We start from the raw sequence: 14,739 nt of genomic DNA on the forward strand, positions 1-14,739 counted from the left end.
GTGAGAGAGCGTCGCTGTTTAAGCTGCGAAAAGTGAGAGAGCGTCGGGGGAGCTAGAACGTGTGCCGGTTGGCCAGGACGGGGAGCTTTGCCCGGGCGTCCTTGACGACGGCGGGGTCCAGGTCGGCGAACAGCAGTCCAGTGCCGCCGTCGAGCTCCTCAATGACCTCGCCAAACGGGGAGACGACGGCGGAGTGCCCCACACCGGTGGGCGCGGAGCCCTTGGCTTCGATGCCTTCGGTGGCCGGATCGCCCTGGCCGCAGGCGAGCACATACGTCGTGGTGTCCACGGCACGGGCCCTTGCCAACAGACGCCATTGATCGACCTTCCCCGGCCCGGACCCCCAGGAAGCACACACAATGTTGGCTTCGGCGCCCAGGTCGGCGTTGGCTGTGAACAATGCCGGGAACCGGATGTCGTAGCAGGTGGCCAGCCCGAAACTGATGCCGCCCAGTTCAAACGTCACCGGTCGAGTTCCGGCCTCCACCGTGTCTGATTCGGCAAAACCAAAGGCATCGAAAAGGTGGATTTTGTCGTAGCTCGCCTCCACGCCCGGACCAGTGGCGAGGAGGGTATTGCGCACTTTCCTGCCGGCCAGCCCCGGGGTGAACATGCCCGCTACGATCACGATGCCCAGTTCGGTGGCGATCCCGCGTAGCCGCGCGGCCCAGGGGCCGTTCAGCGGTTCGGCTATGTCCAGGAGCGAATTGCCGAATGCGCGCATGGTGGCTTCGGGGAAGACCACCAATTCAGCGCCGCCCTCTTTCGCATTGCGGGCGAATTTCTCCACGATGTCCAGATTCCCGGAAAGGTCGCGGCCTGTAACTACCTGAGCAAGTGCAACTCGCACAATTACCTCCAACTTGGCGTATCAGTTCAGTATGCAACTCACGATGTAACTTTGGATGCAACGCTGAACAAGGCCAGCCCATTTCCCGACACATAACGCGGAATATCGGACATTTGTGTGGCACAGCTAATATTTAAGCAATGGTTATGCCTCTCCTAGACACAGCTTCAACGGTGGACGCCTCCCGGCCGTTTCCACTGGGTATCAGCGTGCCGCGCACTGGCTCTCCTGCCACGGACGATCCCCAGGGTGCCTGCGCCAACGTCGCGGTCTACGCTCCCGGCGTGGCGACGCTGGAAATCGCCTACTGCGCGCCGGGCGGTACGTGGCAACTGAAAACGCTGCCGAACATCACCAATGACGTCCACCACGGCATAGTGGACGGTTTTCCCGTGGGATCGCGTTACGGGCTCCGTTCGTCGCCTGAAGATGATGCACTGCCGGTGTCAGTGCCGACCGTGGCTTTCGAGGACGACGGCGAGCAGCCGCTGCTGCTGGACCCCTACGGCCGCGCCGTGGATCAGCGCGACGGGCTGCTCACGAATGTGCGCATGTCCAGCGGATTCGACTGGGGCGGGGACCGCAATCCGCACATTTCGTGGCGCAACACCATCATTTACGAAGCGCACGTCCGTGGCCAGAGCATGCTGCATCCGGACATTCCCGAAGAACTCCGCGGCACGTATGCCGGCATGGCGCACCCGGCGATGATTGAGCATCTCACAGGCTTGGGTATCACATCGGTCCAGTTGTTGCCCGTCCATTTCCATTTGGACGAGCCCCACCTCCAGAACCTGGGCATGACCAATTACTGGGGCTATAACACTGCGGCGTTCTTTGCTCCCCATCCGGCCTATGCCACCGAGGCCGCAAGGGCTGCCGGGCCGCAGGCCGTGCAGGATGAATTCAAGGGCATGGTCAAGCTTCTGCACGCGGCGGGCCTGGAAGTGATCCTGGACGTTGTGTACAACCACACGGCCGAAGGCGGTCCGGACGGCCAGACGCTCAGCTTCCGCGGGCTGGGGGAGATGCAGTACTACCGGAACGACGGCCACGGCCGGTACGTGGATACCACCGGTTGCGGCAACAGCCTTAACTTCGGCCACCCCCGCGTGGTCCAGCTGGTCCTTGACTCGCTCCGATACTGGGTGGACGAGTTCCACATTGACGGCTTCCGTTTCGACCTCGCGGTCACGCTGTGCCGAAACGCCGCGAACGACTTCGATCCGCACCACCCGTTCCTCGTGGCCATTGCCGCGGACCCGGTACTGTCCTCCGTCAAGCTGATCGCCGAGCCGTGGGACGTGGGCTACGGCGGCTGGCAGACCGGACGTTTCCCGCCGGGCTGGGTTGACTGGAATGACCATTACCGTGATGCCCTGCGGTCGTTCTGGCTCGCTGACCGGGCTGCGATCGACGCAGGCGGCCACGGGGGCTCGGTGGCGCGGCTGGCGGACTCCATCTCCGGCTCGGCCGGCCTATTTGCGGAATCGGGACGATCCCGCATGGCCTCGCTCAACTTCTTCACGTCGCACGACGGTTTCACACTGGCTGACCTCGTGTCCTACGACCGCAAACACAACGAGGCCAACGGCGAGCAGAACCGCGACGGCCACGGCGACAACCGCAGCTACAACCACGGCTTTGAGGGACCGACGGAAGACGAGGAGATCCTGGCCATCCGGGCGCAGACCCGCCGTAACCTGATGGCCACCCTGATGGTGTCCATGGGCATTCCCATGATCACTGCAGGTGACGAGATCGGCCGTACACAACAGGGCAACAACAATGCCTACTGCCAGGACAACCACATCACCTGGCTGGACTGGACCAGCACGCCCGAATCCCATGCCATGCTCCGCAGTACCAAGCGGGTCATCCGGCTGCGAAAGGAATTCCTGGCGGGCCAGCCGCACCACTATCCCTCCCGGGACAAGCAGGCCTATCTGCACTGGTTTGACGAGCACGGCAAACCCATGTCCATGGACCGCTGGAACGATCCGCAGCACCGCGTGGTCCAGCTCCTGCTGGGCGCGGACGACGGTCAGGTGGACGGACTCGTGGTGGTGAACGGGAGCGCACATGACATCAAGGTCACCCTGCCCGAAGTCAGCAACGACGACGGCATGGGCAAGCGGCTCTTCGAACTACGCTTGACCACGTCGGAACTCCATGACCGCCGTCAGGGCGTACGGGTGGCGGCCGGCGAACGTGACGTGGTGCAGTCCAACACCATCAGCATCTACCGCACGTAGGGTCCGGCACAGGGGGAATGCATGAAGGGCATCGCTAGGCTTCTGTCGCTGGCCGCGGTTTTGGTGCTGGTGGTCGGTCTCGGCATAGTGCTATCCGGCACGCCGGAGGCCCCTGTCAGTCCCGGAGTTTCGGCGAGCTCGACGGCGGCGACCGCCCCTGCGGCATCCTCCCCTCCGGTGAGTCCGACGACGGCGACCGGTTCCGTGGTTGCCGGATCAGGCCTTGAAGCGGTCGCTGCATCCAGCCTTCCACCGGAGGCACGGGAGACCCTGGCCCTGATTGCCCGCGGCGGACCGTACCCGTATTCGCGTGACGGCGCCGTCTTCAGCAACTTTGAGCGCCTGCTGCCCCGGAAACCCGGCGGCTACTACAAGGAATTCACGGTCCGGACCCCCGGGGAATCGGACCGGGGCGCCCGCCGGATCGTCGGGGGAGGGAGCGGCGAGAAGTACTATACGCCCGACCACTACGAATCGTTTTTGCTGATCCTGGAAGGCCAATAGAGGCACGAATGAAGATTTACTCCGCTGACACCTGGACCATCGATGAGCTTCGAGAGCAGGCGTCCGACGCCGGCCGCAGGGTTCTGGTAATCCCCGCCGCCGATACCAAGAAAGAGGTACTCCACACGTTCGGGGAAGTCCTGGATTTCCCCGAACACTACGGAGTGAATCTCGATGCCCTCAATGACTCGCTGCACGACTTCGCGGATACGGTCACGGACGACGGCAAGGAACCGCTGACGTTCATCTGGCAGGTGCCGGCCGTCTTTCGTTCGGACCGCTCCTTCGGCATCATCTGTGAGATCCTCCAGGACGCGGAGAGCTATGCGGGCAGGAACCTGTCCGTGATCACCGTCTGCCTCTAACGCCCTCTCACTTCCTGCCGCCGAAAGCCGGACGCTCTCTCATTTTGCACTTAAAAACTCAACGCTCCCCTCACCGGGTGGTGGGGGGAGTGTTGCGTTTTGACGGCGGGTCAGGCGTTGACGATGAGTCCAAGCTCCGCCCGCGAAGCGAGAGCCGAATGCTTCGGGAGAACGCGGACGGTGTAGCCGAAGGACCCGGAACGGTCGATCAGCAGTGAGCCGCTGAACAGGTAGCGTCCCTTGCCCAGGTCCTCCTTGGGCACCAGATCCGCGACTGTCACATCGGCCAGTTCGTCGCTTTCCTCGGCGCGGCCGAACGCCACCTCCACAGCGACGTCGTCCGGGTCGAGGTTGTGCAGTGCGATGTAGGCGTTCACCTGGAGGGTGTCGCCGATCTGGGGGTCCTCGGACACGCCCACCGAGTCGACGTGCTCCACTTGGATGTGGGGCCACGCTGCACGGATCTGTGACGTCCAGGCCGCCAGGGACCTGGACTGGGCGAAGTTGTCCGCAACGGCCCGCCGCCCGGCTAGCGCAGCGGGGCGGTAGAGGATGTTCACGTAGTCCTGCAGCATCCGGTCAGCCGAGACAGCCGGACCCAGGTGCGCCATGGTGTGCTTGATCATCGACACCCAGTGCGTGGGCACCTTCTGCGGGCCGGGCTTCGAGGGTCCCGCGGCGCCGGCACTGTCGGACACGGTGAGTCCGTAGAAGCGGGGCGCCACCTGCGTCTCGAGCAGCTCGTACAGGGCCGCGGCTTCGATGTCGTCCCGTTCCTCGGGCGAGGCGTTGTTGTTGGCCGTGGGGATGGCCCAGCCGTTTTCGCCGTCGTACATCTCATCCCACCAGCCGTCCAGCACCGAAAGGTTCAGCGAACCGTTGATGGCCGCCTTCATGCCGGACGTTCCGCAGGCTTCGAGCGGGCGCAGCGGGTTGTTCAGCCACACGTCGCATCCGGGGAAGAGGGTGCGTGCCATGGCGATGTCGTAGTTGGGCAGGAATGCGATCCGGTGCCGTACTTCGGGGTCGTCGGTGAACCGGACCAGGTCCTGGATCATCTTCTTGCCGGCATCGTCAGCAGGGTGGGACTTGCCTGCAATGACCAGCTGGATCGGGTGGGTTTCGTGCAGCAGCAGGGCCTTGAGCCGGGCGGGTTCCCGGAGCATCAGGGTCAGCCGCTTGTACGTGGGCACGCGCCGTGCAAAGCCGATGGTGAGGATGTCCGGGTCCAGCACGGAGTCGGTCCAGCCGAGCTCGGCATCGGCCGCCCCGCGCTTTTTCCAGGCCGCGCGCAGCCGCTTGCGGACGTCCTCCACCAGGGAGACGCGCATTTCGCGGCGGAGGGCCCAGACGTCCTCGTCACTGACGTTGTAGGCAAGGTCCCAGCGGCCCATGGCTTCGGCCTCGGTACCGAACTGCTCGCGGGCCAGCTTGGAGACGCGGCTGTCCACCCAGGTGGGAACGTGCACTCCGTTGGTCACTGAGGTGATGGGAACTTCGGAATGGTCGAAGCCCGGCCAGAGCGCCGAGAACATCCCGCGGGACACCACGCCATGGAGCTTGGCCACACCGTTGGCGCGCTGAGCCAGGCGCAACCCCATCACGGCCATGTTGAAGACCGAAGGGTTGCCGTCCGTAAAGTTCTCCCGGCCGAGGTCAAGGATCCGGGACACGGGAACGTCGGGAGCCAGCCCGGCCTCGAAGAAGTGCTGGATCTGGGACACTTCGAAACGGTCGATGCCCGCCGGTACCGGAGTGTGCGTGGTAAATACGGTGGAGGCACGCCCCGCCGCGAGGGCCTCTTCCCAGCTCAGCGGGCTGTCAGCCGACATGAGTTCCTGGATGCGCTCCACGCCGAGGAAACCAGCGTGGCCTTCGTTGGTGTGGAAGACCTCCGGCGCCGCGCACCCCGTGAGGCGCTGGTAAACGCGCAGTGCCTTCACGCCGCCCATCCCCAGCAGCAGCTCCTGCTGGAGGCGGTGGTCACCGCCGCCGCCGTACAGGCGGTCCGTGATGCCCCGGGCGGCGTCGTCATTCCCCGGAACGTTCGAGTCGAGCAGCAGCAGCGGGACACGCCCGACGTCGGCACGCCAGATGTGTGCCAGCAGCCGGCGCCCGTGGGGGAGCGGCAGCGAGATCTGGATCGGCTTGCCGTTGCCGTCGGGGGTTTCTTCGCGCAGGAGCGTCAGGGGAAGCCCGTCCGGGTCAAGAACCGGGTACGTCTCCTGCTGCCAGGCGTCCCTGGACAAGGACTGCTTGAAGTATCCGGCCTGGTAAAGCAGACCGACGCCGATGAGCGGCACGCCGAGGTCCGATGCTGCCTTGAGGTGGTCGCCGGCCAAAATTCCCAGGCCGCCGGAATACTGCGGCAAAACTTCGGTGATTCCGAATTCCGGTGAGAAGTAGGCAATGCAGGCCGGGGCGTCGTCGCCCAGGCTCTGGTACCAGCGGGGCTGTTCCAGGTAGCGGTCCAGGTCTTCGGCTGCGGCGTGCACGCGGCGGACGACGTCCTGGTCCGCGGCCAGCCGCTGGAGTTCCTCGCGGCTCACCAGGCCAAGGAAAGTGACGGGATCGTGTGCGCTCTCGTCCCAAATTCTGGGGTTGAGGCCCTCGAAAAGTTCCCTGGTGGGCCGGTGCCACGACCACCGCAGGTTGGTGGCCAGCCGGGCCAGCGGCCGGATGGATTCCGGGAGAACAGTTCGGACGGTAAATCTGCGGATAGCCTTCACCTGCGTCACACTAACGGACAAGATGGGCCGTCGGAACAGGTTTAGGTTTCTTTTAGGTAAATGACGGATTGCTGGGGAAAAAACGGAAGTCCCCTTAGCAAAATGGGGGATTTGTCGATAACGTCGAGTTCGTGACGACTAATACGCGACCCCGTGCCGGATCCAGCAAAAAGCCTAAGGCCCTGATCACGGAAGGCCTGCAATTTGGCCGGTTCCCGATCACTGCCGTGCAGCCCGTGGTGGACGGAGGTAGGTTTCCCGCGAAGGCGCTACCCGGTGAAGGGCTTGTAGTCGGCGCGACTGCATTCCGCGAAGGACACGACCAGCTCGGAGTCAGCGCGGTGCTGTTCGATCCCAAGGGCAAGGAACGCCAGCGCGTCCGGCTGGCGCCGCCCCGCGGCGACCGAGGGAAGGGCACCGACCGGTGGGAGGGTGTCGTTACGCCTACTGGCACCGGCAACTGGTCGTTTGCCATCGAAGCCTGGCATGACCGGTACGGGACGTGGCACCACAACGCCGAGGTCAAGGTCGAGGCGGGCATCGACGTCGAACTGATGCTTGCCGAAGGTGCGGCACTGCTGTCGCAGGCAGCCGAAGACCCGGCCCGTCCCTCCTCCGACCGGCGGACACTCCGCACTGCCGTTGTGGTGCTGTCCGACACGTCGCTGACCCCGGAGGAGCGGCTCGCCGCCGGGTTCGGACCCGAGGTGACCGACGTCGTCGAACGCCAGCCCATCCGGGAACTTGTCACCGTATCGGAGCGCTTCCCCCTGCTCGTAGAACGAGATCTGGCTGGCCGCGGTGCCTGGTATGAGTTCTTCCCCCGTTCCGAAGGCGCGGTCCGCAACCACACCACCGGCGAGTGGCAGTCAGGCACGTTCCAGACGGCAGCCAAGCGGCTCGACGCCGTCGCGGGAATGGGCTTCGACGTCATCTACATGCCGCCCATCCACCCGATCGGCATCCAGCACCGCAAGGGACCCAACAACACACTGATTGCCGGGCCGCACGATCCCGGTTCGCCGTGGGCCATCGGCGCCAAGGAGGGCGGACACGACGCCATCCATCCGGACCTTGGCACCTTCGAAGACTTCGACGCATTCGTGGCACGGGCCCGGGAACTGGGCCTCGAAGTCGCCCTCGACCTCGCGCTCCAGGCAGCTCCGGACCATCCCTGGGTAACGTCGAATCCGGAATGGTTCACCACTCGGGTGGACGGCAGCATCGCTTACGCCGAGAACCCGCCGAAGAAGTACCAGGACATCTTCCCGCTGAACTTCGACAACGACCCCGAGGGCCTGTCCAAGGAAATCCTCCGTATCGTCCTGCTCTGGGTGAGCCACGGCGTCAAGATCTTCCGGGTGGACAACCCGCACACCAAGCCTGTGTGGTTCTGGGAATGGCTGATCGCCAAGGTCAACAAGAAGCACCCCGAGGTGGTCTTCCTCGCGGAGGCCTTCACCCGGCCGGCCATGATGCATGCGCTGGGACGGGCCGGATTCCAGCAGTCGTATACGTACTTCACGTGGCGGAACACCAAGACCGAACTGGAAGAATACTTTACCGAGGTCAGCCAGAAGTCCCCGGCGTACTTCCGCCCGAACTTCTTTGTGAACACCCCGGACATCCTTACCGAGTACCTGCAGTTCGGCGGCCCTTCCGCGTTCAAGATCCGCGCCGCGCTCGCAGCAACGGCCAGCCCGCTGTGGGGCGTGTATGCCGGCTACGAACTCTACGAGCACGTGGCCCGGCCCGGCGCCGAAGAATACATCGATAACGAGAAGTTCGAATACAAGGCCCGGGACTGGGACGCCGCGGCCGAATCCGGCCGGACGCTCGCCCCGTACCTGACCAGGCTCAATGAAATCCGCCATAACCATCCGGCGCTGGGGGACCTCCAGAACCTGACGCTGCACCACAGCACCGATGACGCCACGATCGTCTATTCGAAGCACAAGACGCTTCCCGACGGGACCAAGGACACCCTCATCATCGTGGTAAACGTCGATCCGCACGGAACCCGGGAGAGCACCGTTTCCCTGGATCTGGCCGCACTTGAACTCGACCCGGCCGACCTCACGCACAACGGCGGTTTCAGGGTGGATGATTTGCTGACCGGCGAGAGCTGGGAATGGGGCGAGTACAACTACGTGCGGCTTGACGCCCACGTGGAGCCGGCACACATCCTGAACATCCGGAGGTAGCATACGTGAGTTTTAGTCCGCAGAACCCGAGCCAGCATTTCACCCCGAAGGGCACGTTCGAGCTCAACGCCCCTGGCCTGCAACACGATCCCCTGTGGTACCGCAAAGCAGTGTTCTACGAAGTCCTGGTCCGCGGCTTTGCCGACGGAAACGGTGACGGATCCGGTGACTTCCACGGACTCATCGACAAGCTGGACTACCTCCAGTGGCTGGGCGTCGACTGCCTCTGGCTGCCGCCGTTCTTCCAGTCACCGCTCCGTGACGGCGGCTACGACATCTCGGACTACAACTCCGTCCTTGACGAGTTCGGCACGATCAGCGACTTCAAGCGGCTTGTGGCAGAGGCCCACGCCCGCGGTGTCCGGGTGATCATCGACCTGCCGTTGAACCACACCTCGGATCAGCACCCGTGGTTCCAGGAGTCCCGCAAGGACCCCGACGGACCGTTCGGCGACTTCTACGTCTGGAGCGACACGGACGAGAAGTACCAGGACGCCCGCATCATCTTCGTGGACACCGAGGAATCCAACTGGACCTTCGACCCGATCCGGCGGCAGTTCTTCTGGCACCGCTTCTTCAGCCACCAGCCTGACCTGAACTTTGAGAACCCCAAGGTCATCGACGCTCTTTTTGACGTCGTCCGGTTCTGGCTGGACCAGGGCATCGACGGTTTCCGCGCCGACGCCATCCCCTACCTCTACGAGGAGGAAGGCACCAACTGCGAGAACCTGCCGGCCACCCACGATTTCCTGCGCAAGCTCCGGAAAATGGTGGACGACAACTACCCCGGCAGGGTCATCATCGCCGAGGCTAACCAGCCGCCGGTCGAGGTCGTGGAGTACTTCGGGACCGAAGAGGAACCTGAATGCCACATGGCCTTCCACTTTCCCATCATGCCGCGGCTCTATTACGCGCTGCGCGACCAGAAGGCGGCGCCCATCATCGAGACGATGAAGGACACGCCGGACATTCCGGAAGGCGCCCAGTGGGGTACCTTCCTGCGGAACCATGATGAACTCACCCTGGAAATGGTCACGGCGGATGAACGCGCGGCCATGCTCGGCTGGTACGCGCCGGACCCCCGCATGCGCGCCAATATCGGCATCCGCCGCAGGCTGGCTCCGCTGTTGGACAATTCCAGGTCCGAGATCGAACTCATCAACGCCCTGCTTCTTTCGCTGCCGGGGAGCCCCTTCCTGTACTACGGCGATGAAATCGGCATGGGCGACAACATCTGGCTCGAGGACCGCGACGCCGTCCGCACACCCATGCAGTGGAACCCGGACCGCAACGCGGGCTTCTCGCACGCCGATCCGGGCAAGCTCTACCTGCCGGTCATCCAGTCGCTGGTGTACAACTACGGCATGGCCAATGTGGAGGCCGAGGCAGCGCATTCAGGTTCACTGCTGCGGTGGACCCGGCAGATCCTCAGCGTGCGGAAGAACCACCCCGCCTTCGGGCTGGGTGCCTTCAAACACGTCGAGGCGGATCACGACGTCGTCCTTGCCTACCTGCGCGAACTGGGCCCTGACAATGCGGCGGGTGAAGACGCGGAATCGATCCTGTGCGCGTTCAACCTTTCGCAGCACCCGGTAGCCACCACCTTGCGGCTTCCGCAGTACGCCGGCCGCGGCCTCCGGGACGTTTTCGGCGGCCAGCCTTTCCCGGCCATCGGCGACGACGGCCGGCTCACGCTGACCCTCGGCAGCCACGATTTCTTCTGGCTCCGGATCCGTTCGGCTGCTTCCAACCCGGCCTCACCGTTCACCCAGGCCCTCCCGGTCCTGTCCATCGAAGGCTGAAATGACCCAATCCACACTCAACCCCGCCCTTTCCGAACTGCTCCGGGCCTGGCTCCCGCGCCAGCGCTGGTTCCCCGTCAAGACGGGCGACTTCACCTTGTCTGCCGTCGGCGGCGTGCGCCTTGACGACGGCAGCGGCGAGGTGGGCCTTGAGGTGTTCCTCGCGGCGGTCACGTACGCCACGGCCGACGGCGGCAACCGCACCGACGTGGTGCAGGTGCCGCTCAGCTATCGGATTGAGCCCTTGCAAGGCAAGGAGACGGCGTTGGTGGGCGAAGGCGGCGACTCAGCCCTGGGGCGGCGCTGGATCTACGACGCCGTCCACGACCCCGTGTTCGTGTCGGCCTGGCTTGAACTGATGCGAAGCGGCGGCACTTCCCCGGAAGGTAACGCCGTTGGCCACCTTGTGCCCTCCGACTACCGCCTGCCCAAGGCGACCGGAACCGTCAAGGTTCTCTCCGGTGAGCAGTCAAACAGTTCGGTGATAGTGGACGACGGCGACTCTGCGGCGATCGTCAAGTTCTTCCGCGTGCTGTCCGAAGGGCGGAACCCCGAGGTCGAGATCGGCGCTGCCCTCACGCAGGCCAGGACGTCCGAAGTGCCCGCCACGCTCGGCTGGGTCACGGGGGAGTGGCAGGCTCCGCTGGACGGCGCAGGGGACAAGCCGCTTACCGTTCAGGGTGAACTGGCCGTCGCCCACGAGTTCCTGGCCGGTGGCCGGGACGCGTGGCGGCTGGCCGTGGATGCCGCAAGTTCCGGCACGGATTTCACGGCCGAGGCCCACGCCCTGGGCGTGGCAACCGCAACAGTGCACCGGCGACTGGCCGAGGCTCTGGGCCTCGCTGCGGAATCGGCGCCGGGTAAGGACATCGCACCCGGGGTAGCCCAGCGCGTCCGGCAGTCCTGGACGGAAGCAGGTCCCGCCGTCGGTCAGTATGACGACGCCCTGGCAGGCTTGCTCAGCCAGCTGGAAGGCAGCAATGCCGGAGCGCTGCAGCGGATCCATGGCGACCTCCACCTGGGTCAGATCCTGCAGGTGCCGGGGTCCGCGGGGGAGCCCGGACGCTGGGCCATCCTGGACTTCGAAGGCGAACCGCTGCGGCCCATCGCGGAACGCAACTTTCCGGACGTGCCGCTTCGCGACGTCGTCGGCATGCTGCGGTCCTTTGACTATGCCGCCGGAGCAGCCGAGCGCGAGCGGACCGGCGTCCAGGTCCCCGATTCCTGGGTGGACGACTGCGCAGAGGCGTTCCTGGCGGGGTACGCCGAAATTACGCCCGGAACCATTGACCGCGGCTCGCCCTTGTTTGTGGCATTGTGGCTGGACAAGGCTTTGTATGAAGTTGTTTATGAGTTGCGGAACAGGCCCGGATGGCTGGACATTCCGGTGAATGCCTCACGACGTCTCCTCAGCAGTAAAGGTTCCGGCGCTTCAGCCGTAGCCGCAGCGGAAGGTAACAAAATGACAGGCTCAGCACGTACAGACCGCCCCGGGGCACCGCTTCAGGTGGACCCGGAGACACTTTCGAAGGTGGCGTCGGGCGAATACCATGCCCCGCACTCCGTCCTTGGCGCGCATCTTGATGACCACGGCCACGTCACCATCCGCACAGTCAAGCACCTTGCTTCCGCCGTGTCAGTGGTGACCGCGGCAGGTTCGGTACCCATGACGCATGAAGCCGACGGCGTCTGGGCGGCCGTGCTGGAACCCCTTCAGCCGGGCCATGTTCCCGACTACCGGCTGGAAGTGACTTACGAGGGCATGGCCCCGCAGGCCACGGACGATCCCTACCACTACCTGCCCACGGTCGGGGAAGTGGATCTGCACCTGATCGGCGAAGGCCGCCACGAGAAACTCTGGGAAGTGCTGGGCGCGCACGTTCAGCACTACAAGTCCTCCCTCGGCGACGTCGACGGCGTCTCGTTTTCAGTGTGGGCGCCGAACGCCCAGGCTGTCCGGGTCAAGGGCGACTTCAACGCCTGGGACGGCCGGGAGAACTCGATGCGTTCACTGGGCTCATCCGGCGTTTGGGAACTCTTCATCCCCGGTGTTTTAGCAGGGGCGTGCTACAAGTTTGAAATCAAGACAAAAGCCGGGTACTGGGTGGAAAAAGCCGATCCCCTGGCCTTCGGAACCGAAGTCCCGCCGCTCACTGCATCGCGGGTGGTTGAGTCGGCGTATGCCTTCAAGGACGACGAGTGGATGGCCGCCCGCGCTGCGCGGGACCCGCACAATTCGCCCATGAGCGTCTACGAGGTCCACCTTGGATCGTGGCGACTCGGACTGGGTTACCGCGAACTGGCCAAGGAACTGGTGGAGTACGTCAAGTGGCTCGGGTTCACCCACGTTGAATTCATGCCGGTGGCAGAACACCCCTTCGGCGGTTCCTGGGGCTACCAGGTGACGTCATATTTCGCACCCACGTCCAGGTTCGGTCACCCGGACGAATTCCGGTTCCTGGTTGATGCCCTGCACCAGGAAGGCATTGGGGTCCTGCTTGACTGGGTGCCGGCGCACTTCCCCAAGGATGGCTGGGCGCTGGCCCAGTTCGACGGAGAGGCACTGTACGAGCACGCCGACCCGAACCTTGGCGAGCACCCGGACTGGGGAACGCTGATCTTCGACTTCGGACGGACGGAAGTCCGCAACTTCCTGGTCTCCAACGCGCTCTACTGGCTGGACGAGTTCCATATCGACGGCCTTCGCGTGGATGCCGTGGCATCGATGCTGTACCTCGACTATTCACGTGAAGAAGGGCAATGGCAGCCCAACAGGTACGGCGGCCGCGAGAACCTTGAGGCCATTTCGTTCCTGCAGGAAGCCAACGCCACGGTGTACAAGACCCACCCGGGTGCGGTGATGATCGCGGAAGAGTCCACAGCCTTCCCCGGTGTGACCGCCCCGACCAGCGTCGGCGGCCTGGGCTTCGGCCTCAAGTGGAACATGGGCTGGATGCATGACTCGCTCAAGTACGCCTCCGAGGACCCCGTAAACCGCAAATGGCACCACGGAACGGTCACCTTCTCGATGGTGTACGCCTTTACCGAGAACTTCCTCCTTCCCATCAGCCACGACGAAGTTGTGCACGGCAAGGGTTCCATGCTCCGGAAAATGCCCGGGGACCGCTGGCAGCAGCTGGCCAACCTCCGCGCGTTCCTGGCGTACCAGTGGGCCCACCCCGGCAAGCAGCTGATCTTCATGGGTACTGAATTTGGTCAGGAAGCAGAATGGTCCGAACAGCACGGCCTGGACTGGTATCTGGCGGATATCCCCGCACACCGTGGCGTCCAGCTGCTCACCAAGGAACTGAACGAGCTGTATGCATCGACCCCCGCACTCTATGAGCGGGACAACGAGCCGGGCGGCTTCCAGTGGATCAACGGGGGCGACGCCGACCGCAACGTCCTGTCCTTCATCCGGTGGGATACCGAGGGCAACCCGCTGGTGTGCGCTATCAACTTCTCCGGCGGCCCTCACCAGGGCTACACGATGGGCGTGCCCGCAGCCGGCGCGTGGCAGGAGGTCCTCAACACGGACCATTCCAGCTACGGCGGGTCGGGAGTGCTGAACGAGGGTCCGCTCACTGCCACTGCCGAGGGGCAGGACGGACAGCCGGCCACGCTGACGGTCACGCTGCCTCCTCTGGGTGCGGCCTTCTTCAAGCCGGCGTCCTAACGCGGTAAGCGTACAAAAGCCCGGGATCCTTGTGATTCCGGGCTTTTGTACGTCCTGGAGGGGCCGCTTTGTATCCCCGCCGAAGTAGTGGTAGAGTTTATTTCCGCGCTGCTCCCCGGAGTTGGCCAGCAAAGACATCACAGATCGCCACAGGCACAGTGAGTCGGGATGGCCGATTTGACTCGGGTGAAGCAAGCGGGTAAGTTAGAAAAGTTGCTCCGGAGCGATCCACGGCTAAGGTTGTGGTGGTGCCGGGTGTGTCTGTTGTTTGAGAACTCAATAGTGTGCCAAGTTTGTTGATACCAATTATTTTATTGATTGGTTGTTTTGGCCAGGTTTGTCCACCCCGTGGAT

The 14,739-nt window shown here is 64.1% G+C and carries 8 protein-coding genes; 6 read left to right on the plus strand and 2 right to left on the minus strand.

What is annotated here, in order from left to right:
• Positions 1-52: 52 nt before the first annotated feature.
• Positions 53-850, minus strand: a complete 798-nt coding sequence (locus WMN78_RS15970; RefSeq protein WP_340534711.1) for a carbon-nitrogen hydrolase family protein — start codon at positions 848-850, stop codon at positions 53-55.
• A gap of 140 nt (positions 851-990) precedes the next feature.
• Between WMN78_RS15970 and glgX the strand changes: the two genes are divergently transcribed.
• The 3 genes from glgX to WMN78_RS15985 are packed head-to-tail and all read left to right on the plus strand — an operon-like array spanning position 991 to position 3,974.
• Positions 991-3,105, plus strand: a complete 2,115-nt coding sequence (gene glgX, locus WMN78_RS15975; RefSeq protein WP_340534712.1) for a glycogen debranching protein GlgX — start codon at positions 991-993, stop codon at positions 3,103-3,105.
• Between the two features lie 21 nt (positions 3,106-3,126).
• The gene (locus WMN78_RS15980; RefSeq protein ID WP_340534713.1) at positions 3,127-3,609 is read left to right on the plus strand and encodes a ribonuclease domain-containing protein; all 483 of its coding nucleotides are present in this window, start codon (positions 3,127-3,129) and stop codon (positions 3,607-3,609) included.
• Positions 3,610-3,617: 8 nt separating this feature from the next.
• Positions 3,618-3,974, plus strand: a complete 357-nt coding sequence (locus WMN78_RS15985; protein ID WP_340534714.1) for a barstar family protein — start codon at positions 3,618-3,620, stop codon at positions 3,972-3,974.
• Positions 3,975-4,084: 110 nt separating this feature from the next.
• On the opposite strand, the gene glgP is transcribed toward WMN78_RS15985, so the two are convergent.
• Complete coding sequence (gene glgP / locus WMN78_RS15990) at positions 4,085-6,703, minus strand: alpha-glucan family phosphorylase (RefSeq protein WP_340534715.1); 2,619 nt, start codon at positions 6,701-6,703, stop codon at positions 4,085-4,087.
• Between the two features lie 131 nt (positions 6,704-6,834).
• Between glgP and WMN78_RS15995 the strand changes: the two genes are divergently transcribed.
• From WMN78_RS15995 to WMN78_RS16005, 3 genes are read left to right on the plus strand one after another with little or no spacing between them, the layout of a single operon-like run.
• Complete coding sequence (locus WMN78_RS15995) at positions 6,835-8,907, plus strand: alpha-1,4-glucan--maltose-1-phosphate maltosyltransferase (protein ID WP_340534716.1); 2,073 nt, start codon at positions 6,835-6,837, stop codon at positions 8,905-8,907.
• 5 nt (positions 8,908-8,912) lie between these two features.
• Positions 8,913-10,709, plus strand: coding sequence for a maltose alpha-D-glucosyltransferase (gene treS / locus WMN78_RS16000; RefSeq protein ID WP_340534717.1), 1,797 nt, complete (start codon positions 8,913-8,915; stop codon positions 10,707-10,709).
• 1 nt (position 10,710) lies between these two features.
• Positions 10,711-14,385 (plus strand): 1,4-alpha-glucan branching enzyme, encoded by a 3,675-nt coding sequence (locus tag WMN78_RS16005; RefSeq protein WP_340534718.1) that lies wholly within the window; start codon positions 10,711-10,713, stop codon positions 14,383-14,385.
• The last annotated feature ends 354 nt before the right edge of the window (positions 14,386-14,739 follow it).

It is taken from the genome of Arthrobacter oryzae (assembly GCF_037911235.1).
In the GTDB taxonomy this organism is placed as follows: Bacteria; Actinomycetota; Actinomycetes; order Actinomycetales; family Micrococcaceae; genus Arthrobacter; species Arthrobacter oryzae_E.